The organism is Pseudomonas sp. SWRI92 (assembly GCF_014268685.1).
Lineage (GTDB): Bacteria > Pseudomonadota > Gammaproteobacteria > Pseudomonadales > Pseudomonadaceae > Aquipseudomonas > Aquipseudomonas marvdashtae.
The window spans coordinates 261,448-284,598 of the sequence record NZ_JABWQY010000001.1 but is presented as its reverse complement, the minus strand read 5'-3'; the positions used below and the strand labels follow the sequence as shown (position 1 = coordinate 284,598).

Here is a 23,151-nt window from a genome sequence, read left to right as displayed (position 1 = left end):
TAAATGACCACCGATAAAACCGCCGGTAACCCGATCGAAGACATTTACCCGCTGTCGCCGCTGCAACAAGGGATGTTGTTCCACTCCCTGTTGCACGAAGACTCCGGGGTATACCTGATGCAGGATCGCTACCGCATCGGCGGGGCCATCGATGAAGGGGCGTTCCTCGAATCGTGGCGCCAGGTGGTGGCGCTGCACCCTTCCCTGCGCGCCAGTTTCCAGTGGAAAAGCCAGAAGCAACCGGTGCAGGTGATCCATCGCCAGGTCAAGGTGCCGCTGGACACCCTCGACCTGCGCGGGCTCGCTCCCCATGAGCAGGAAGCGCGGATCCGCACGCTGTTGGAAGACGAGCAGAAAGTCGGCTTCAACCTGTCGAAGCCACCGCTGATTCGCTTCCGGCTGGTGCGCCTGGCCGACGAGTCCTACGAATTCATTCGCAGCTTCCACCACATCCTGATGGACGCCTGGTGTATTTCCCTGGTGACCGTGGACTTCCTCAAAGTCTACGAAGCGCTGTGCAACGACCGCACGCCCGAGCTGAAAAGCCCTCGGCCGTTTCGCGACTACATCCAATGGCTGCAACGCCAGGACGCCGGCAAGGCCGAGCAATTCTGGCGCGGCCAGTTGCAAGGCCTCAATGCGCCCACGCCACTGACCGTGGACAACGGCGTGACGCGCGACCGCTACACCGATGCGGTGCTGGTGGACGACCAGCTGATTCACCTCGACGAACAGGAAACCCAGGCGCTGGCAGCGTTCTGCCGCCGTCGCCGGATCACCCCGAACACGTTTTTCCAAGGCGTGTGGTCGTTGCTGCTGTCGCGCTACAGCGGGCAGCAGGACGTGGTCTTCGGCGTCACCGTGGCCGGGCGTCCGGCCGACCTGACCGGCGTCGCGGAAATGATCGGCCTGTTCATCAATACCCTGCCGCTGCGGGTCTCGGTGGACCCGAGCGCCGCGCTCGGCAATTGGCTGGGCGACCTGCAAAAGCTCAACGTCGACATGCGGGACTTCGAGCACACGCCGTTGACGGACATCCAGGGTTGGAGCGATTTCCCCCGGGGCGAGACGCTGTTCGACAGCATCCTGGTATTCGAAAACGCGCCCATCGACGAGCAGATTCTCGAAGGCGGCTTCCAGTTCAGCCTCGAAGGCATGGACCACAGCGTGCACACCCACTACGGCTTGACCGTGGTGATCCTGCCGGGCGAACAACTGGGCATCCGCGTGTCCTATGACCGCGAACGTTTCGACGCCGCCACAGTGCGGCGCCTGCTGGGCCACATCGCCAGCCTGGTGCGCAGCATGCTCGCCGCCCCCGACGCGCCGTTGGCCAGCTTCGAACTGCTGGCCGCCGAGGAGCGTCAACAGTTGCTCGGCGAGTGGGCGCTCAACCCCCACGATTTCCCGCTGGAGCAAAGCTACGCCGAGCTGTTTGCCGCCCAGGTCGCCCAGCGCGGTGATCAGGTCGCCGCGATCTGTGCCGGTGAGTCGCTGACCTACGCCGAGCTGGACCTGCGCTCCACGCGCCTGGCCCATGCCCTGCGCGAGGCCGGCGCCGGTGAAGACCAACTGGTCGCGCTGGTGGCCCCCCGTGGCCTGGCGCTGTTGACCATGATGCTGGCGGTGTTCAAGGCCGGCGCGGCGATGCTGCCCCTTGAGGTCAATCACCCACCCGAGCGCCTGCGGGAGATCCTCGGGCTGTCCCGCGCGCCGTTGCTGGTCGCAAGCGAAGGTTGCAACGGCCTGCTCGATCAACTGCTCAGCGGCCTCGAGCCGGCGCCCAAGGCGCTGTTCGCCGAGGCCTGCTGGACCGGCGGCAACGACACGCCATTGTCGGTGCTCGCCCGCCCCGACAGCCTGGCCTACGTGCTGTTCACCTCGGGTTCGACCGGCACGCCCAAGGGCGTGATGATCGAACAGCGCGGCATGCTCAACAACATCTTCGGCAAGGTGCCGGCCCTGGGGCTCAGCGCCGCCGACCGGATTCCCCAGACCGCGTCGGTGGCGTTCGACATTTCGGTGTGGCAGTTCCTCGCCGCGCCGGTGCTCGGCGCCACTGTGCATATTCTTCTGGATGACGTCGCCCACGACCCACAACGCCTGTTGCAAGTGCTCGCCAGCGAGCGCCTGAACGTGCTGGAAATCGTCCCGAGCCTGATGCGCACCCTGCTCGCGCTGTGCCCGTGCGACTTGCAGCTGCCGGACCTGCGCTGGGTCCTGCCCACCGGTGAAGCGCTGCCGCCAACCGTGGCCCGGGACTGGTTCGCGCGCTTCCCCGACATCGCCTTGATGAACGCCTACGGGCCGGCCGAATGCGCCGACGACGTAGCCTTCCAGCCGATCGTCGAAGCACCGGGGGCCGAGGTCAGCCACATGCCCATCGGCCAGCCGACCGCCAACAACCGCCTGTATGTGCTCGACGAAGCCCTGCGCCCGGTGCCGGTTGGCGTGGCCGGGGAAATCTGTGTCGGTGGCGTCGGCGTCGGCCGCGGCTACCTGCACGACCCGCAACGCACCGCCGAGGCCTTTATCGACCACCCTCAGCTCGAGGGTCGCCTGTACCGCACCGGTGACCTGGGACGCTGGCGTACAGACGGCGTGATCGAGTACCTCGGCCGCCGCGACCAGCAGGTGAAACTGCGCGGGCACCGGATCGAACTGACGGAAATCGAACACCGCCTCGCCCAGCACCCGAACGTGCGCGAAGCCGCCGTCCTGCTGCGGGAAAACACCGTCGGCGAAGCCTGGTTGGTGGCGTACTGGTCGGCCCATGACGAGACCCAGGGCAGTGACGGCCTGAGCGAACACTTGCGGGCGCAACTGCCGCCATACATGGTGCCGGCGGCCTTTGTCTGCCTGGACAAACTGCCCCTGAACAATAACGGCAAGGTCGACCGCAAGGCCCTCGCTGCGCGCGAGCTGGACTGGCAGGCCGACACCCAGGAAAGCATCGCCCCACGCAACGCGCTGGAAACCACCGTAGCGTCCATCTGGGCCGAAGTCCTCGGGCGTGACACGGTAGGCGTGGAAGACAACTTCTTCACCCTCGGCGGGCACTCGCTGCTGGCGACCCAGATCGTGGCGCGCCTGCGTACCCAGTTCAAGCTCGACCTGCCGCTGCGGGTGTTGTTCGAACAGCCGACCGTGGCCTTGCTGGCCGTGGCCATCGGCGCCCGCCAGGCCGAGGCCGCCGCACCGCAAGCCAACGCCCCCGGCCTGCTCAAGGCCCAGCCACGCCCGACGCTGCTGCCGCTGTCGTTCTCGCAACAGCGCCTGTGGTTCATCGAGCAACTGACGCCCGGCACCACCCTGTTCAATATTCCGTTCGCCCTGCACCTCAAGGGTGAACTCAACATCGAGGCCCTGCATGCCAGCCTCAACGACCTGCTGGTGCGCCACGAAATCCTGCGCACCGGCATCCACAGCACCGACGGCGTGCCGTGCCAGCGCATCAGCCCGGCGCTGGCCATCGCGCTGCCCTTCGAAGACTTGTCGGGCCTGACCGCCACCGCCCGCGAAGGCGCGCAGTTCAATGCCCTGCAAGACACCTTCGAGCAGCCGTTCGACCTGACCAGCCCGCCGCTGCTGCGGGCGCGCTTGCTGCGCCTGGCGCCGGGCGAGCACGTGCTCGGCATTGCCCTGCACCACCTGGTCTCTGACGCCTGGTCGGCCACCATCGCCCTGCGCGAACTGGCCCTGGGTTATGAAGCCCGTTGCAACGGCGCCCCCGCCGAACTGCCGGCCCTGCCGCTGCAATACGCCGACTTCGCCCTGTGGCAGCGCGGACACCTGCAAGGCGCCGAACTCAAGCGCCAACTCGATTACTGGACCACCACCCTCGACCGCCGTGACAGCGACGCCAGCCCGCTGCTGGCCTTGCCCACCGATCATCCACGGCCCTCGGTGCAAAGCTACCGCGCCGGGATCGTACAGCGTGAACTCAGCGCCGACCTCAGCGCCCGGGTGCAAGCCTTCGCCAGTCGCCTCGGCACCACGCCGTTCACCGTCCTGTTCGCCGGTTTCGCCGTGCTGATGCACCGCTTGAGCGGCGACGCCACGGTGCTGCTCGGCACCCCGGTCACCCACCGTGAACAGCCGGGCACCGAAGGCCTGCTGGGCATCCTGTTGAACAACCTGGCGATCCGCGCGGACTTCAAGCCGCAAGCGGACTTCACTGCCCTGGTCAAGCAAGTGGCCGAGCGCCTGCGCAGTGGCCTGCAACATCAGGACCTGCCGTTCGAGCAATTGGTGGACAGCCTGCAACTGCCACGCAGCCTCAGCCATGCGCCGCTGTACCAGGTGATGGTCGCCCAGCAACTGGCCATGGAGTCGCGGTTGCGCTTCCCCGGGCTGGAATTCGAAGCACTGGACACGCCGCTGCGGCACTCCGAATGCGATTTGGACCTGCACGTGCTGTGCCCGGCCAATGCGCCGATCCAGCTGGAGCTGATGTTCGCCCTCGACCTGTTCGTCGCCGACAGCGCCCGCCAAACCCTCGCACGCCTGGAACATCTGCTCGAACACATGCTCGCCGAGCCCCAGCGTCCGGTCGCCGCCTTGCCGCTGCTGATGGAGGCGGAGTGGCAACGCAGCGTGGTCGAGTGGAACCGTACCGAGATGGCGGTGCCGACGCACCTGACCTTCGTCCAGTTGTTCGAACAACAGGCCGAGCGCACCCCTGAGCGAGACGCGCTGTGTTTCGAAGGCCGCAGCCTGAGCTACGGCGAACTGAACCGTCGCGCCAACCAAGTGGCGCATTACCTGCGCAGCCGTGGCGTCGGCGCGAACAGCCCGGTGGCGCTGTGTGTCGAGCGTTCGCTGGAGCTGCTGGTCGGCCTGCTGGGCATTCTCAAGTCCGGTGGCGCCTATGTGCCGCTGGACCCGACCTACCCAGCGGATCGCCTGGCGTACATGCTCGAAGACGCCCGACCGGCACTGTTCCTCGGCCAGCAGGGCCTGCTGGAACAGCTGGGGGCCGGACTGCCACGCCTGCGCCTGGACAGCGACGTAGCGCTGTTCGCCAACCAGCCGGACAGCAACCCGGCCCCACTGGCCGGGCCGCAAGACCTGGCGTACATCATGTACACCTCCGGTTCGACCGGTAAGCCCAAGGGCACTCTGGTGACCAATGGTTCGGTGGTCAACCTGGCCTGGGCGCGCATCCACGGTTTGTATCGTCGCTACACCGACCAGCCGATGCGCACCAGCTTCAACTACTCGTTCGCCTTCGACAGTTCGGTGGCGGAGCTGATCCTGTTGCTCGACGGCCACAGTCTGTACCTGACCCCGGAAGACGTGCGCTACGACCCCGAGGCCCTCGCCGGCTTCTTCCGCGATACCCGTCTGGAGGCCTTCGAGTGCACCCCGGCACAGCTCAAGGCCCTGCTCGAAAGCGACGGCGTCCGCCGGGGCGAGGTGTACCTGCCACGCTTCGTGCTGTTCGGTGGCGATGCGGTGGACGCACAGCTGTGGCAACGCCTGCCGTCGATTGCCGGCAGCCGCTTCTTCAACACCTACGGCCCGACCGAATGCACCGTGGACGCCACCGGCTGCGCGGTGGATGACTTCCCGCAGCGGCCGATCATTGGCCGGCCCATCGCCAACGTGCGCACTTATGTGCTCGATGCCTTCCTCAACCCGATGCCGGTGGGCGTCCCGGGGGAACTGCACATCGGCGGTGCCGGCGTGACCCTGGGCTACCTCAACCGCGCCGAGCAGACGGCGAAGGTGTTCATCGAAGACCCGTTCTCGTCGCAGCCAGGCGCGCGGATGTACAAGTCCGGCGACCTGGTGCGCTGGTTGCCCGACGGCCAGCTCGAATACCTGGGACGCATGGATCATCAAGTGAAGATCCGTGGCTTCCGCGTCGAACTGGGGGAAATCGAAACCCTGATCGGTGCCCAGCCGGGCGTGCGCCAGGCCGTGGTGTTGGCCCGTGAAGACGTGCCCGGCGACAAGCGCCTGGTGGCCTACGTGACCTGCGACCAGCAGGCAGACATCCACGCCTGGCGCAAAACCATTGGCGCCGCCCTGCCCGACTACATGGTGCCCTCGGCGTTTGTGGTGCTCGATGAACTGCCATTGACCGACAACGGCAAACTCAACCGCAAGGCCTTGCCGGCTCCGGATATCCAAGCCGCGCCAGACGCCCTCGACCCGCCGTGCAGCGCCGCCGAACAACAACTGGCGGCCCTGTGGGCCGAGTTGCTGAACGTGCCGACGACGCAGGTCGGCCGTGACAGCCATTTCTTCTACCTTGGCGGTCACTCGCTGCTGGCGGCGGCGCTGTTCGCCCGCTTGCGCCAACAGTTCGCCAGCGTGCCGCCGTTGCGGGCGGTGTTCGAACACCCGACCCTCGAGGCCTTGGCCGCGCTGCTGGGCGATCCCCTGCAAGCCCCGACGGCGACCTTCGTCCCAGCGGTTCGTCCGGCGCGCCTGCCGCTGTCGTTCGAACAGCAACGCTTGTGGTTCCTCGAACAACTGAGCGCCGGCGGTGGCGAGTACAACGTAGTCAGCGCCGTGCAGCTGGACGGCGCACTCAATGCCCAGGCCCTGCAAACGGCCCTGAACAGCGTGGTCCAACGCCACGAGATCCTGCGCAGCCGCATCGTGCGCGATGGCGACGGCGAATTGCAGTTGGTTATCGACGCGCAGGTCGACATCACCGTGCAGGTGAAGCCCGTGCAGGCCGCCAGTGACGAGCAATGGCAGGCACTGACCGACGCGGTAATTCACGCAGAAACCGGCCGCCGTTTCGACCTCGCCGCCGAAATACCCGTCCGGGCCAAATTGCTGCAACGCAGCGGCGGCAACCAGTCGTTGCTCTTGCTCAGCGTGCACCACTGCGCCATCGATGACGCCTCCAGCCAGAACCTGCTGGAGGAACTGCGACAGTTCTACACCGCCCAGTGCCAAGGCACCCCGGCGACACTGCCGGCACTGGCGCTGCAATACCCCGATTACGCCCTCTGGCAGCGCGAGCCCGGCCAACAGACCGCGTTCAGCAGCCAACTGGACTACTGGCGCAACCAACTGGAGGACGGCGACTACCTGCTGGACCTGCCGACCGAACAGGGCCGCCCGAACCAGCTCGACCCGACGGCCGGCGCGGTGCAACTGCAATTGCCGCCCGCCCTGGTGGAACGCCTGCGGCAGTTCGCCCAGCAACGCGGTGCCACCCTGTACATGCTCATGCTCGGCGCCGCGCAATTGCTCCTGGGGCGCTACGCCAACCAGCGCGACGTGCGGGTCGGCAGCCCGGTGGCCCAGCGTCCATTCGCCGAGCTGCAACCGCTGATCGGCTGCTTCGTCAACACCGTGGTCATGCGTGCCGACCTGGATCCGGCACTGGATTTCGAAGGCTTGCTCAATCAGGTGCGCAACCGTGTGCTGGATGCCCAACAGCATCAGGACGTGCCGTTCGACCAGGTTGTCGAGCACTTGAGGCCGTCGCGCAGCCTCGGCCAGACGCCGCTGTTCCAAGTGTTGTTCGCCATGCAGAACGCCGACTCGTCGAGCCAGCCATGGCCGCAGTTGCAGGTCAGCGAACGCGCCGTGACCGCCCAGGCCACCAAGTACGACCTGAACTGGGAAGTGCACGACGGCGAGGTGCTGTCGGTGTTGCTGGAGTACCGCGCCGCGCTGTTCAGTGAAACCACGGCCCGGCGTTGGCTGGAGCAATGGCAACAACTGCTGGAAGCCATGCTCGAAGCGCCACAAACCCGCCTCGATGATTGGACACCTCTGCCGGCGGCCGAGCGTCAGCGCCAACTGATCGAGTGGAACGCCACCGAACGTCACTACAGCGGCCCGACCAACCTGCACACCGCCCTCAGCCAACAAGCGGCCCTGAGCCCCAACGCTCCGGCACTGGTGTTCGAAGGCCAGCGCCTGACGTATGCCGAACTGGACCAGCGGGCACACACCGTCGCCCGGGCCCTGCGCGCCGTCGGCGTGGGCAGCGACAGCATCGTGCCGGTGTGCATGGAGCGCTCGGTGGACATGGTCGTGGCCTTGCTTGGCATCGTCCATGCCGGTGCCGCGTGGCTGCCGCTGGATCCGGAATTGCCGGCCGCACGCCTGGCCTTCCTGATCGAAGACGCCGATGCCAAGGTCACCTTGACCCAAACCCAGTGGCTGTCGCGCCTGCCCGCCGGGCATGACGCCTGGACGCTGGACGCGTTGCCAAACGCTGAAGTTGGCGAGCCGATCAGCGTCGAGGCGCACGACCTGGCTTACGTGCTCTACACCTCCGGTTCCACCGGCCAACCCAAAGGCGTGATGAACGAACACGGCGCCTTGATGAACCGCCTGCACTGGATGCAGGACGCCTTCCCGATTGGCCCGAACGACCGTGTACTGCAAAAGACGCCGTACAGCTTCGACGTCTCGGTGTGGGAGTTCTTCTGGCCGCTGATCACCGGCGCGACCCTGGTGGTCGCCCGTCCGGACGGCCATCGCGACCCGGCCTACCTCAGCCAGTTGATCCAGCAGGAACGGGTCACGACGCTGCACTTCGTCGCTTCCATGCTCCGTGCCTTTGTCGAGGAACCGAGCCTGGTCAACTGCCACAGCCTGCGCCAGGTCTTCGCCAGTGGCGAAGCCTTGCCGGTGGACCTGGTCCGGCGTTTCATGGGCCGACACCCGGCCGCGCTGGTCAACCTGTACGGCCCGACCGAAGCGGCCATCGACGTCTCGGTCTGGCGTTGCTCGGCGGACGATGTGATCGTGCCGATCGGCAAGCCCATCGCCAACCTGCGCCTGTACATCCTCGACGAAGCCATGCAGCCGTTGCCGACTGGTAGCATCGGCGAGTTGTACATCGGCGGCGTCGGCGTGGCCCGCGGTTATCTGAAACGCCCGGACCTGACCGAGGAACGCTTCCTCGCCAGCCCGTTCGTGGCCGGTGATCGCCTGTACCGCACCGGCGACCGTTGCCGCTTCCTGGCCGATGGCAACATCGAGTACCTGGGGCGTCTCGACCATCAGGTGAAACTGCGTGGCCAGCGCATCGAGCTGGGGGAAATCGACGCTGCGCTGCTGGCCCAGGCCGGTGTTCGCGACGCCGCCACCTTGTTGCTGGACCAGCGCCTGGTGAGTTTCTGGTGCGGTGATGCCGATGAGGCGACCCTGCGTGCCGACCTCACCGACAGCCTGCCGGCGCACATGCAACCCAGCCTCTTCGTGCCGCTCGATCACCTGCCGCTCAACAGCAACGGCAAGCTCGACCGCAAGGCCCTGGCCGCCACGCCGCTGCCACAGAGCCAAAGCGACCAGCCACGCATCGCGCCACGCAATGCCACTGAAACCGTGCTCTGCGAACTGTTCGGCGAAGTGCTGGGTTGTTCAGATGTCGGCATCGAGGACCACTTCTTCCAACTCGGCGGCCACTCCTTGCTGGCCACGCGCCTGGTCAGCCAGGTTCGTGAGCGCCTCGGGGTTTCCCTGCCCTTGCCGCTGGTGTTCGCCCAACCGACGGTCGCGGCCCTGGCCGAGCACCTGCGTGCGGCCCTGCCCGGTGAGTCGATCACCGCGCAACCGCGCCCGGCGCAGTTACCCCTGGGTCTGGCTCAGCGCCGGTTCTGGATGCTCAGCCGCCTGGTGCCGGAGTCCCGCGAGTACCACATGCCGTTCGCCCTGGCCTTGCGCGGCGAGCTGCAAGTCGAGGTCTTGCGCGAAGCCTTCGAGCAGGTCAGCCAGCGTCACCTGGTGCTACGCAGCCGGATCGTCGAGGTCGACGGCGAGCCGCAATTGCTGATTGACGATCATGGACCGGCGCTCACGGTCACTGGCGTCGCCACCCAGGATTGGGCCGCGACCTGCGCCAGCGCCCAAGACGAACTGATGGCCCCGTTCGACCTGGCCGCCGCCGCGCCTTGGCGTGCGCACCTGTTGCAACGCCAGGGCAGCGACGAACACCGGTTGCTGGTGTGCCTGCACCACAGCGCCACCGACGGTTGGGCCATGCAGTTGCTCATCGACGAGCTGACCCAGGCCTACGCCGCCGGCCTGAAGGGGCAGTCGCCCACCTGGACGCCGTTGGAGATCGACTATGTCGACTTCGCCCTGTGGCAGCAGCACCCGGACACCCAGGCCCAGCGCAGTGCCAGCCTGGACTACTGGAAAAACCACCTGGGCCAGGACGACTACCAGCTCGACCTGCCCATCGACCATCCACGTGGCGCCGAAGCCGACCGTCGCGCCCGGCAACTGAGCGTGCGCCTCGGCCACCCGCGCGCCGAAGCCATCCGCCAGTTCGCCCGTCAGCGCGGCACCACCCCCTATGTGGTGCTGGCCACGGCCCTGAGCGCACTGCTGGCCCGCTACAGCGGCCAGCGGGAGATTCGCCTCGGCACCCCGGCGGACCAACGTGAGCACGCACAAACCCAGACGTTGCTGGCCTGCCTGGTCAACACCCTGGTGATCCGCAGCGACGTCGATCAACGGGCCCCGGCCGAGCAACTGCTCGCCAGCCTCGAGGCCGACCTGCGCGCCGCCCAGGCCCACGCCGACCTGCCGTTCGCCACCCTGGTCGGTGCCGTCGCGCAGAACCGCGACTTGAACCGTACACCGCTGTTCCAGGTGCTGTTCTCCCTCAACTATGGCCGCGTCGACAGCAGCCAATGGCCGGGACTGAACGTCGAAGAGCAGATGCTGCCGGTGATCGACGCCAAATTCGAACAGAGCTGGGAAGTCCAGGACGACGGCAGCGACATGACGCTGGCGCTGGAATACCAATCGGCCTTGTTCGACGAAACGACCATGCAACGCTGGAGCGCGCAGTGGTGCGCATTGCTCGACGCCCTGGTGACCAGCCCTGGGCGCACCTTGATCGAACTGTTCCCGCAACAGCAGGATCAGCAGCAACTCGACCGCTGGAACGCCACTGAACGTCACTACAGCGGCCCGACCAACCTGCACACCGCCCTCAGCCAACAAGCGACCCTGAGCCCCAACGCTCCGGCATTGGTGTTCGAAGGCCAGCGGCTGAGCTATGCCGAGCTGGATCAGCGGGCACAAACTGTCGCCCGGGCCCTGCGCGCCGCCGGCGTGGGCAGCGACAGCATCGTGCCGGTGTGCATGGAACGCTCGGTGGACATGGTCGTGGCCTTGCTTGGCATCGTCCATGCCGGTGCCGCGTGGCTGCCGCTGGATCCGGAATTGCCGGCCGCACGCCTGGCCTTCCTGATCGAAGACGCCGATGCCAAGGTCACCTTGACCCAAACCCAGTGGCTGTCGCGACTGCCAGCCGGGCATGACGCCTGGACGCTGGACGCGTTGCCAAACGCTGAAGTTGGCGAGCCGATCAGCGTCGAGGCCCACGACCTCGCCTACGTGCTTTACACCTCCGGTTCCACCGGCCAACCCAAAGGCGTGATGAACGAACACGGCGCCTTGATGAACCGCCTGCACTGGATGCAGGACGCTTTCCCGATTGGCCCGAACGACCGCGTCTTGCAGAAAACCCCATACAGCTTCGACGTCTCGGTATGGGAGTTCTTCTGGCCGCTGATCACCGGCGCGACCCTGGTGGTCGCCCGTCCGGACGGTCATCGCGACCCGGCCTATCTCAGCCAGTTGATCCAGCAGGAACGGGTCACGACGCTGCACTTCGTCCCTTCCATGCTCCGTGCCTTTGTCGAGGAACCGAGCCTGACCGACTGCCACAGCCTGCGCCAGGTCTTCGCCAGTGGCGAAGCCTTGCCGGTGGACCTGGTGCGGCGTTTCATGGGCCAACACCCGGCGGCGCTGGTCAACCTGTACGGCCCGACCGAAGCGGCCATCGACGTCTCGGTCTGGCGCTGCTCGGCGGACGACGCCATCGTGCCGATCGGCAAGCCCATCGCCAACCTGCGCTTGTACATCCTCGACGAGGCCATGCAACCTTTGCCGATTGGCAGCATCGGCGAGCTGTACATCGGCGGCGTCGGCGTCGCCCGTGGTTATTTGAAACGTCCGGACCTGACCGAAGAACGCTTCCTCGCCAGCCCGTTCGCGGCCGGTGATCGCCTGTACCGCACCGGCGACCGTTGCCGCTTCCTGGCCGATGGCAACATCGAGTACCTGGGGCGTCTCGACCATCAGGTGAAGCTGCGCGGCCAGCGCATCGAGCTGGGGGAAATCGACTCGGCACTGCTGAGCTTGCCGGCCATCACTGGCGCCTGCACCCTGGTCATCGACAACCGCCTGGTGGCGTTCTACAGCAGTAGCACCGCGCAATCGGACCTCGACACCCAACTGGCGGCCGAGCTGCCGGCCTACATGGTGCCGGCGGTATGGGTGCAGATCCCGGCCCTGCCCCTGAGCACCAATGGCAAGATCGACCGCAAGGCTCTGGCCGCACTGCCTTTGCCAGATACCCAGAAAGACTACGCGGCACCGCGCAACGACCTGGAACGCCTGCTCTGCCAGCTGTTCGGCGAACTGCTCGGGGAAAGCTTGACCGGCGGCCGTGAAGTCGGCACCTCGGACAGTTTCTTCGCCCTGGGCGGTGACTCGATCCTCGGCCTGAAACTGATCTCACGCTTGCGTGAACAGGGTTATTCGCTCACGCCACGGGACCTGTTCCGCTCGCCGACCCCGGCGGCCCTGGCCCATGTGACCACGGCCCTGCTGACCCAGGCCGACCAAGGCGACGTGACCGGGCCGATGCCGCTGATGCCGTTGCACCAGTGGTTCTTCGACCAGCAGCAGGTCCAAGCCGCGCATTGGAACCAATCGGTGCTGGCCGACAGCGACCGTCGCCTGGAACCGGCCATCGTCCAAGCCACGTTGGACCGGCTGGTGGCCCACCACGACGCCCTGCGCCTGCGTTTCACCGACGTCGACGGCCAATGGCAGGCGCACATCGCGCCAGTGGCACCGGCCCAACTGACCTGCTGCGAGCACCCGGAACAACTGCTGGAAGTCGCGCAAAGCCTGGACCTGCAACACGGCCCGCTGTTCGCCGCGGCCCTGTTGGACGGCACGCCGCAACGCCTGTACCTGGTGGCCCATCACCTGGTGGTCGATGCGGTGTCGTGGACGCCGCTGCTGGAAGACTTCCAACAGTTGTACCCCGCCCTGGAGCGTGGCGAGCAGCCAACGTTGCCGGCGAAAACCACCTCGTATCGTCAATGGGCCGAGCACCTGCAAGCCCATGCCGCGAAAGCTGCCGCCGAGCAGCGCTACTGGAGTGCCCAGAGCTCTGCGAACCGGCCGCACATGGCCACGGTTGCCGAACGCCAGACCCTGTCGGCGCGCTGGGATGCCCGCCGCACGCACCAATGGTTGACCGAGTCCCACGCCGCTTACCGCACGCAACCGGAAGAACTGCTAATCGCCGCCCTCGCCGCGACCCTGGCTGAGGTTGAACAGCGCAGTGACATAGTCGTGGACCTGGAACGCCACGGGCGTGACGCACCGTTTGCCGGGCTGGACGTCGGCCGCACCGTCGGCTGGTTCACCACTCTTTACCCACTGCGCGTGAGTGCCAGCGGCGCCGCCGGCGACCAGGTGCGCAACGCCAAGCAAGCCTTGCGTGACGTACCTGGCCAGGGCCTGGGCTACGGCTTGCTGCGCCAGCGCGGCGAGTTGCCGGCCAGCCACGGCGATGTGCTGTTCAACTACCTGGGGCATGAGCAAACGCCAGCGGGCTGGTTGCGCGCCAGCAGCCTGGTCCCGCCAGCGGACGTGGCCCCGGTGAACCGAGTGACCCATGCCCGGGAAGTGGTGGCCTGGCTGGAGGACGGCGTGTTGCGTGTCGAATGGCACAGCATCACGCCGCAAGCCGACAGCCGTTTGCCTGCTCGCCTGCTGGAACGTTTGCAGGCGCTGGTCGAACACTGCCTCGACCCGCAGGCCGGTTCGCTGATGCCGGCGGACTTCCCACTGGCAAAAGGCATGAACCAGGCGACCCTCGACACCTTGCTCAAACGCCTGGGGCCGAAGAAGTGAGCCCCGGCACGACCTGTATTTGACTTCGAAGTGCGCCGTTAGCGGCGCACGTGTCTCCCCGTTTTTCTGGATCGAACACTGCCGCCATGCATGATCAAATCGAAAACATCTATTCGCTGACCCCGCTGCAAAAAGGCCTGCTGTACCACGAGGCCTATGCGCCCGAGTCCCGGGTTTATTACCAGCAGATGAGCATCGGCCTGGCCGGTGAACTCGACCTCGATGCGTTCCGCCAGGCCTGGCTGGCCCTGATGCAACGCCACGCGGTGTTGCGCACGGCGTTTCTCTGGGAAGAGCTGGACGACGCCTATCAGGTCATTCTCAAGGAAGTCGACTTGCCCCTTCGTGAAGTCGATTTACGCGGTAACGCGCAAGGCGTCGCAGCCCTCGCGGCCGAAGACCGCGCTCAGGCCTTCGAACTGGGCAGCGCCCCGTTGATGCGCCTGACCCTGGCGCGACTGGACGATGTGAACGGACAGGCACAATGGTCGCTGGTCTGGACACACCACCACTTATTGCTCGACGGTTGGAGTGTCGGCTCACTGCTGGCGGACTGGCGTGATCTGTATCGCGCGGCACGGCGCGGTCAACACGCGGCGCTGGAAGCGGTGCGACCGTTCCAGGATTACGTGGCCTACCTCAGCGAGCGCCCAGCGGCCGATGAGTTCTGGCGCAGCCGCCTTGCGGACTTCGCCAACACCACGCGCGTGCCCGAGTCGGACCCCCGTGGCCTGCTCGCCGATCCGGTAGACGCGCACCTGCCTTGCACCGAGCATTCGCTGAGGCTGGACGCCGCAACGACCGCTCGCCTGGCCGGCTTCGCCCGGAACCACAACCTGACCGTCAACACCTTGCTGCAAGCGGCTTACGCTTACCTGCTGGGCCGCCACAATGGCACCGACGAAAGCCTGATCGGCGTCACCGTGGCCGGACGCCCCCAGCGTCTGAGCGGCGTCGAGCGCATGGTCGGTCTGTTCATCAACACCTTGCCGTTGCGCGTTCGTTGGGACGATGCACCGACCGTTGGCCAATGGCTGGCGGGCATCCAGGACTGGAATGCCGAGATGCGCGAGCACGAGCACACGCCGCTGGCCAGTCTGCGGGCACTGACGGCCCTGCCGCCCGGTGGCGAGTTGTTCGAAGCGATCCTGGTATTCGAAAACTTCCCGTTTCCCCAGGAACTGGATCAGATCGACGACGGCCTGTTCGGACTACCGGACGCCGAACACGCCGCGCCATTGCGCCACACCGGCGGGCGCAACAACTACCCCATGTCGCTGATCGCGTCGATGGAAAGCGACTGCTTGCAACTGCATCTGGTGCATCAACGCAAACGCTTGTCCGATGCGGCAGGCGCGCGCTTGCTGCAGCAATTGGCCGCGCTGGTCGAGGAGCTGAGCCGTGACGCCAATCGACTACTGGCCGACGTGCCGCTGTGCCCGGCGCAGGAACTGGAACTGACCGGCCACTGGGGCAACGGTGCGCCCCTCCCGTTGCCTGTAGCGCCGCTGCACGAACTGATCGCCGCCCAGGCGCGCCGCCATCCCGCGCGAGAAGCTGTGCGCGACGCCAACGGTGTCTTGAGCTACGGCGAACTGCTTGAAGCATCGACCGGACTGGCCAAGGCTTTGCGCCAGCGTGGCCTGCAACAGGGTGATCGAGTCGCGCTGGCCTTGCCCCGCAGCAACGACGCGGTCATCTCGCTGTTGGCGGTGATGCAGGCCGGTGGCTGCTTCCTGCCGCTCGACCTGAGTCAACCCGCCTCGCGCCTGAGTGCGCTTATCGCCAGTGCCGACGTCGATTTCATCATTGGCACACCGACCTTCGAAAGCGCCTCCGCGCAAGTGATCGAGGCCTCGGCCCGCGCCACCGACATCGACCTGCCTGCGCTGGATCAACTGGCCTGCGCCTATGTGATCTACACCTCCGGCTCCACCGGTACGCCGAAAGGTGTGCGCCTGTCTCATCGGGCGATCGTCGCCTATATCACCGGCATTCTGACCGAGCTGGGTTGCGCCGAGGCCGAACAACCCTGGCGCCATGCGCTGCTCTCGACCCTGGCGGCAGACCTCGGCTACACCCAGCTGTTCGGCGCGCTGGTCAGCGGTGGCAGCCTGCTGCTGGTGGACGACGACACGCGCGCTGATCCGAACGCCCTGGCCCAGTGTTTTGCCGAATTCAGCCCGGACCTGATCAAGCTCACCCCCAACCACTTGCACGGTTTACTCGCCGCTCACCCCGACGCCAATCTGCTCCCGCGCCGTGCCTTGTTGCTAGGCGGCGAAGCGCTGCAAGGCACCTTGCTGGAGACTGTCCGCGCGCTGTGTCCGCAGCTCGCTGTCTATAACCACTACGGTCCGACCGAAAGCGCCGTGGGCATTTGCCTGTCGCGCATCGATCAACCACTGGCCGGTGTGCAACCGCTGGGCCACCCGCAACCGAATCGGCAACTGCGGGTACTCGACAACCAGGGCCACGCCGTGCCCGTCGGTGTGCCGGGCGAGTTGTGGGTGGGCGGTGAAGGCCTGGCCATCGATTACCTTGGCGATCCGGCACAAACCGCTGCGCGTTTCACCGCCGTCGCCGACCTGTCCCGGGCCTACCGCACCGGCGACCGTGTGCGCTGGCTGGAATCCGGCGAATTGGCGTTCCTCGGGCGCCTCGACAACCAAGTCAAACTGCGCGGCTATCGCATGGAGTTGGGCGAAATCGAAGCGCAGATCAAACACCTGTCCAGCAACATCCAGCAAGTGCTGGTGCGCGTGGTGCAACCGGCCAACGAGACGCCACGCCTGATCGCCTGGTTAGTCGCCAGCACCTCGCTGTCCACCGACAAGTTGCGCCACGACCTGGCCCTGCGCGTGCCGGACTATATGGTGCCGGCAGATTTCATCGCGCTGGATGAAATCCCGCTCAACGCCAACGGCAAACCGGACATAGCCCGCCTGCCTTTGCCCGATGCACCAGCCAGCCAGGACACCTACGAAGCCCCGCGGGATGCGGTGGAAAGCGCCTTTGTCGAGATTTGGCAGGATGTGCTGCGGGTGGAACGCGTCGGCATTCGCGACAATTTCTTTGCCCTGGGCGGTGATTCGATTCTCAACTTGCAGATCATCGCCCGAGCCCATCAACGCGGCATGAAGCTGACGCCCAAGCAGTTGTTCGACAACCGTACCATTGCCGAGATCTCCGCGGTGATCAGCCAAGGCGCGAACTACAGCCGCGATGCCGGCAGCGAAGCGCGAAGTGTACCGCTGACCGCGGGCCAGCATGCCCGCCTCGAAGCCGGCCCGTTGACGGCAGACTGGCGTTGCGTGGCGCTGCATGGGCCGATCAGCGTCGAGGTATTGAGCCGCGCCGTGTTGGCCCTGCAACAGCGGCACGGGGCGCTGCAATTGGGTCTGGCCCCACAGGCTGACGGCACCTGGGTGCAAACCCTGCCGGCCGCGCCTAAACCGGCCAGCGTCAGTCGCCAACCGCTGGACACTGACGACGTCAATGCACTGGCCGAGCTGGCTGAAACCACCCTGGCCAGGCTGGACCACCCCGCAGGCGAAGGCTGGCATGCCTGCCTTGGCGAGCAGGGCGACGCTGTGTTGTTGGTGGCGCATGCCTTGCGCCTGGACGCCAGTTCATGGGCCTTGCTGATGACGGACCTGGCGCTGGCCGTGGCTCAAGCACAGTACGATCGCGCCATCGAGTTGCCGCATCACGGCGGCAATCTGGATGAATGGGCTGAACATCAGAATACCCGCGCCAAGGACGAGGACGGACTGGAACCCGCGTGGGAATACTGGCTGCAATACGCCGGCGAAACCCTGCCGCCCACCCCGCAACATGAAGGTCCGGCCAGCGAAAGCCGCGTGCAGATTTCGCCGTCCCTCAGCGCACGTCTGAACCTGCTCAAACGCCGCAGCCACGCGCCTTGGGTCTCGCTGGTGGCCACCGCCGTCGCAGCGGAACTGGCACAGCAAAGCGCCAATCAAGACGTCTGGCTCAGCCTGGATCGTGGTCGCTGCGAGCGTGATCGCCTACCGCTCACCAGCGCTTTGAGCCGAACCGACTTCGACCCGGCCACCGTCATCGGCGCGCTGAGCCATGCCGTTCCCCTGCGTGTGACCCTGGCACCGACTGCCAGCGCCGCACAGATGCTGGCGCAGGTTGACGCGCAATTGGCCGCTGCCCCGAACACCGGTGACGACTATGGCGTGTTGCGTTATCTGGCGGACAACGACTACTTGCGCGACCCGCTGCTGAGCCTGCCCCGGCCGACCGTGCATATCGCCATGGCCGGCGAATGGCAAACTCATGAAGGGCCGCTGGGCGACGTCGTTGCCAGCAGCACGCCGATCGATGCATCCGGACTGACCTTATCCGTCAGCTTGCAACGCGGTCAGCTGAAAATCGATTGCCGTGGCCCAGGCGCCGAACAGTGGGCCCGGGTGCTGGAACAACGTCTGGCCCTGTTGGCCGCCGAAGCCGAGCACGCCATCCCCGGCGCCCATGCGTTCCCGTTGTGCCGCGCCGCCGGGCACGACCTCACTGCCTTGGGCGCAAACTTCGACTGGGCCGGCGTCGACGACTTGCTACCCCTGTCGCCGATGCAGGAAGGCATGTTGCTGCACACCCTGCTGCGCCCCAACAGCGGCATCTACCTGATGCAGCAACGTTATCGCTGGGACGGCGAACTGGACCGCAGTGCCATCGAATATGCCTGGGCACAACAGTTGGCCAGGCATCCAATGCTGCGTACCGGTTTCTGGTGGCAGGACGGCAAGGCGGCGCTGCAATGCGTCTACCACGACACCGATCCGGCCTTCGCCTGGTACGACTGGCGGCACCTCGACGAGGCGAGCCGCCAGCGTCAACTCGACGCTGTGCTGGACGCTGAATGCCGTCAGGGTTTCGACATGCGCCGGCCACCCTTGACCTTCCTGCGGGTGTTCCAGGTGGCCGACCGGGAATTCCTGATCGTACGCAGCTTCCACCACATCCTGACCGACGCCTGGTGCTTCGGCCTGTTGATGGCCGACCTCTTCGCCCACTACCAGGCGCGCGTGCTCGGCCAGCCGGTGGCGCGTCCGTTGCTGCCGTCGTTCAGTAACTACGTCCATTGGCTGCAATGCCAGGACACGTCCATCACCGAGCAATTCTGGACCCGCGAACTGGCCGGCTTCAGCGCGCCGACACCGCTGGTGGTGGATCGCCCGGCCGAGGCCGAGCAAGCGGTCGAGACCGTGGCCAACCTCGACGTCACCCTGTCGATTGCCGACACCCGAGCATTGACCGCGTTGTGCCAACAGCACCAACTCACGCCCAACACCTGGATTCAAGGTGCGTGGGCCCTGCTCTTGTCGCGCTACAGTGGCAGCGACGACGTGCTGTTCGGCGTCACGGTGTCAGGCCGTCCAACCGACCTGCCCGGCGTGGAAGACATCGTCGGCCTGTTCATCAACAGCCTGCCGTTGCGGGTCAAGGTTGACGATGAACAAATCGTGGTGCCGTGGCTGCAAGCGCTGTTCGCACACAACGTCGAGTTGCGTGCCTACGAACACGCACCGCTGGTGGATATCCAGCGCTGGAGTGAAATCGAGCACGGTCGTTCGCTGTTCGACAGCCTGGTGGTGTTCGAAAACGCGCCGTTCGACGCGGGCCTGTCGGATCGTCAAATCGACTTCAATATCGACATCTATGAAGACCGGGTACACACCAACTATCCGATGACGGTGGTGCTTTATCCTGGCGATCGCCTGGGCATTCGGCTGACCTACGACGCCGCACGTTTCGACACGGTGACGGTGCAGCGCATGCTCGGCCACTTGCGCCAGCTGTTGACTCAAATGGTTGCCCGACCGGATGCACCGCTGGCCGCGCTGTCGTTGCTCACGCCGGAGGAACGCCAGACCCTGCTGGTGGACTGGAACCGCAGCGAGCTGGACTTCCCACTGGATCAAACCTACGCCCAGCTGTTCGCCCGTCAGGTGGCAGCGCATCCACAGCGCATCGCTGCGGTGTGTGGCGCCGACAGCCTGAGCTACGCCGAGCTGGATCAGCGTTCCAACCGCCTGGCCCGTGCACTGGTGGAAACCGGTGCCGGTCGTGACACCCTGGTGGCCCTGGCCAGCGAACGTGGCCTGGCGCTGCTGAGCATGATGATCGCCGTGCTCAAGGCCGGTGCCGCCTACTTGCCGCTGGACATCAAGCATCCGCCACAACGCCTGAGTGAAATTCTCGAACTGTCCGAGGCGACGCTCCTGTTGACCAGCGACAGCGCCGATTCGGTCATCGACCCGGCACTGGCCGCGTGTACCGCAACACCACGACGCCTGCGCACCGAAGCGCTCTGGCTGAGCGGTGATGCGACGCCATTGCCAGTGGCGGGCAGCCCCGACGACCTGGCCTATGTGATCTTCACGTCGGGTTCCACTGGCACACCCAAAGGCGCGATGATCGAACAGCGTGGCATGCTCAACAACATCTTCGGCAAGGTGCCGACGCTGGGCCTGTCGAGCGCCGACCGAATTGCCCAGACCGCCTCCCCGGCGTTCGACATTTCGGTCTGGCAGTTCCTCGCCGCACCGATCCTCGGGGCCACCGTGCACATCCTGCCGGACGTGGTTGCCCATGATCCCGAGCGCCTGCTGGCTGCCCTGGAAGACCAACAGCTGTCGGTGCTTGAAGCCGTGCCGACGATGATCCGCGCCCTGCTCGACCTCGCGGGCGCCGACACCCGACTGTCGGCACTGCGCTGGTTGCTGCCCACCGGCGAAGCCCTGCCTCCGGCCCTGGCCCAAGCCTGGCTGGGCCGCTTTGCCCATGTACCGTTGATGAACGCCTATGGTCCGGCGGAATGCTCGGACGATGTGGCGTTCCACCCGCTGACCCGTGTGTCGGAGGAAGGCGGCAATGCCATGCCGATCGGCCGGCCGACCGCCAACAACCATCTGTACCTGGTTGACGCGCAACTGCGGCCGGTGCCGGTGGGTGTGCCGGGGGAAATCTGCGTGGGTGGCGTGGGGGTCGGTCGCGGCTACCTCAACGATCCGGAGAAAACCCGGGCCGCGTTCGTCGCGCACCCGTTCGAACCCGAGGCCCGTTTCTACCGCACGGGTGACCTGGGCCGCTGGCGTGCAGATGGAGTGATCGAGTTCCTCGGTCGCCGCGATCAGCAGGTGAAGATCCGTGGCCACCGTATCGAACTGGGGGAAATCGAAGATCACCTGGGTCGTCATCCCGCCGTGCAAGCCGTGGCCGTGATCGTCAACGCCGACCAGCGCGGCGATCTGCAACTGGTCGCGTACTGGACGGGCGACGACACGCCGGTGGCGGTACTGCGCGAATGGTTGGCCCAACGCCTGCCGTCGTACATGGTGCCGGCCCATTGGCAACAGCTGGAGGCATTGCCGTTGAATGCCAACGGCAAAGTCGACCGCAAAGGCTTGACGTCGCGAACGCTGGACAACGACCTGATCGAACAACGACCGTTGAGCAGCGACACCGAGCGGCAACTGGGCGCCATCTGGGCGCAGATTCTCTGCGTGCCAGCGATCGGGGCTGACGACAATTTCTTTGCCCTTGGCGGACATTCGTTGCTGGCGACCTTGGTGGTTTCGCGGATTCGCGGCCAGCTCGCGGTGGACCTGCCGCTGCGTGCAGTCTTCGATCATCCGGTATTGGCGAACCTGGCCCGCGCCATCGACAGCGCCCGCCTGCAAACAGCACCTCTGGCCCTGCCGGCCATCACTCCGGCAGATCGCTCGCAAGCCCTGCCGCTGTCGTTTGCCCAACAGCGTTTGTGGTTCCTCGAACAACTGAATCCTGGCTCCAGCGGCTTCAACATTCCGTTCGCCCTGACGTTGACCGGAGCGCTGGACGTCGAAGCCCTGCGCCTGGCTTTCGAGCAGTTAGTTGCCCGTCATGAAGTGCTGCGCAGCACCGTACACAGCGACCATGGCGAGCCTTGGCAGCGGATCGAAGCGGCGCAGGCCTTCGCGCTGCCAATCACCGATCTGCAACAGGTTCCGGCGCAGGAACAGGAGTCGGCCATTCAGGCGCAATTGTCCGAGGTCTTCGGCCAGCCGTTCGACCTGACCCAAGCGCCACTGATTCGCGCACGGCTATTGCAGCTAGACCCGCAGACCCATGTGCTGGCCATCGCCCTGCACCACATTGCCGTGGATGCCTGGTCCATCGCCCAACTGGTCGATCAACTGGCCAGCGATTACGCCGGTTTTGGCAACCCCGCGACCCGCATCGTCCCCGCGCCCCTGCAGTACGCCGACTTCGCCGTGTGGCAGCGCAAGCATCTGCCGGGCCCGGTCTGGCAGCAACAACTGGCCTATTGGCGCCAACAGCTGCAAGCCAGTCCGGCACCGTTGCTGTTGCCTGGCGCCCAGACCCGCGATCACGGCGGGTGCGCCCGCCATCGCAGCCGCCTGCCGGCGTCGTTGGCCCGGGCTATCAGCGACTTGGCGACAGCTCGCGAGGCCTCGCCGTTCATGGTGCTGCACAGCGCGCTGAACGTCGTGCTGCATCAGCAGACCGGACGTGAAGACCTGTTGGTCGGTACCGATATCGCCAACCGCCATCAGCAACAGACCGAAGATATGGTCGGATTCTTCGTCAATCAGTTGGTGCTGCGTTGCCGCGTCACCCCACAGCAGACATTTGGACAACTGCTGGGCGATGCCCGACGCGTGGCGCTGGATGCGTTTGCCCATCAGGACTTGCCGTTCGATGCGCTGGTGGCTGACCTGCTGCCACAGCGGGACGCGCGGTACACGCCGTTCTTCCAGGTCAAACTGGTGGTGCAGAACACCCGTCAGCAGGACCTGCATTTGCCGGGGCTGGCGATCAGCGAACGGGAACTGGAGCCGCAGGCCTCGGACGTGGACCTGCTGATCAACGTCGTCGATGACGGTGCAGGACTGCTGGTGGTGTACGACTACGACACCGGCCGTTATACCCGCGACTACATCGAACTGTTCGACTGCCTGTTCGTTTGCCTGCTGGAGCAACTCAGCCTGAGCGCCGACACCCATGTCGCCCAGTTGCTGGAGCCACTCAATCAGCTGCAACAGACCCGTCGTGAACAGGCCCAGGCCGCACTGCGCGAAGCCGGCAGCGCACGTCAGAGTGCCCTGGGCCAGGCCCGTCGTCGCACTGTCGTGAAGGATGCCGAACAATGATCGCCCCCGAGCTCATTTCCAACCT

Annotated in this window: 2 protein-coding genes; both read left to right on the top strand. The window is 65.9% G+C overall.

Translation table 11 applies throughout. The annotated features are described in order from the left end of the window. Positions 1-3 precede the first annotated feature (3 nt). Positions 4-13,938, top strand: a complete 13,935-nt coding sequence (locus HU762_RS01050; protein ID WP_186631687.1) for a non-ribosomal peptide synthase/polyketide synthase — start codon at positions 4-6, stop codon at positions 13,936-13,938. Between the two features lie 86 nt (positions 13,939-14,024). Continuing rightward, positions 14,025-23,126 carry a non-ribosomal peptide synthetase gene (locus HU762_RS01045; protein ID WP_186631684.1) on the top strand — a complete coding sequence of 3,034 codons (9,102 nt, stop codon included), beginning with the start codon at positions 14,025-14,027 and terminating at the stop codon, positions 23,124-23,126. Positions 23,127-23,151: the final 25 nt, after the last annotated feature.

Excerpts from the sequence above, each read along its gene's own strand:
- HU762_RS01050 (WP_186631687.1), top strand. The coding sequence starts at position 4 with ATGACCACCGATAAAACCGCCGGTAACCCGATCGAAGACATTTACCCG.
- HU762_RS01045 (WP_186631684.1), top strand. The coding sequence starts at position 14,025 with ATGCATGATCAAATCGAAAACATCTATTCGCTGACCCCGCTGCAAAAA.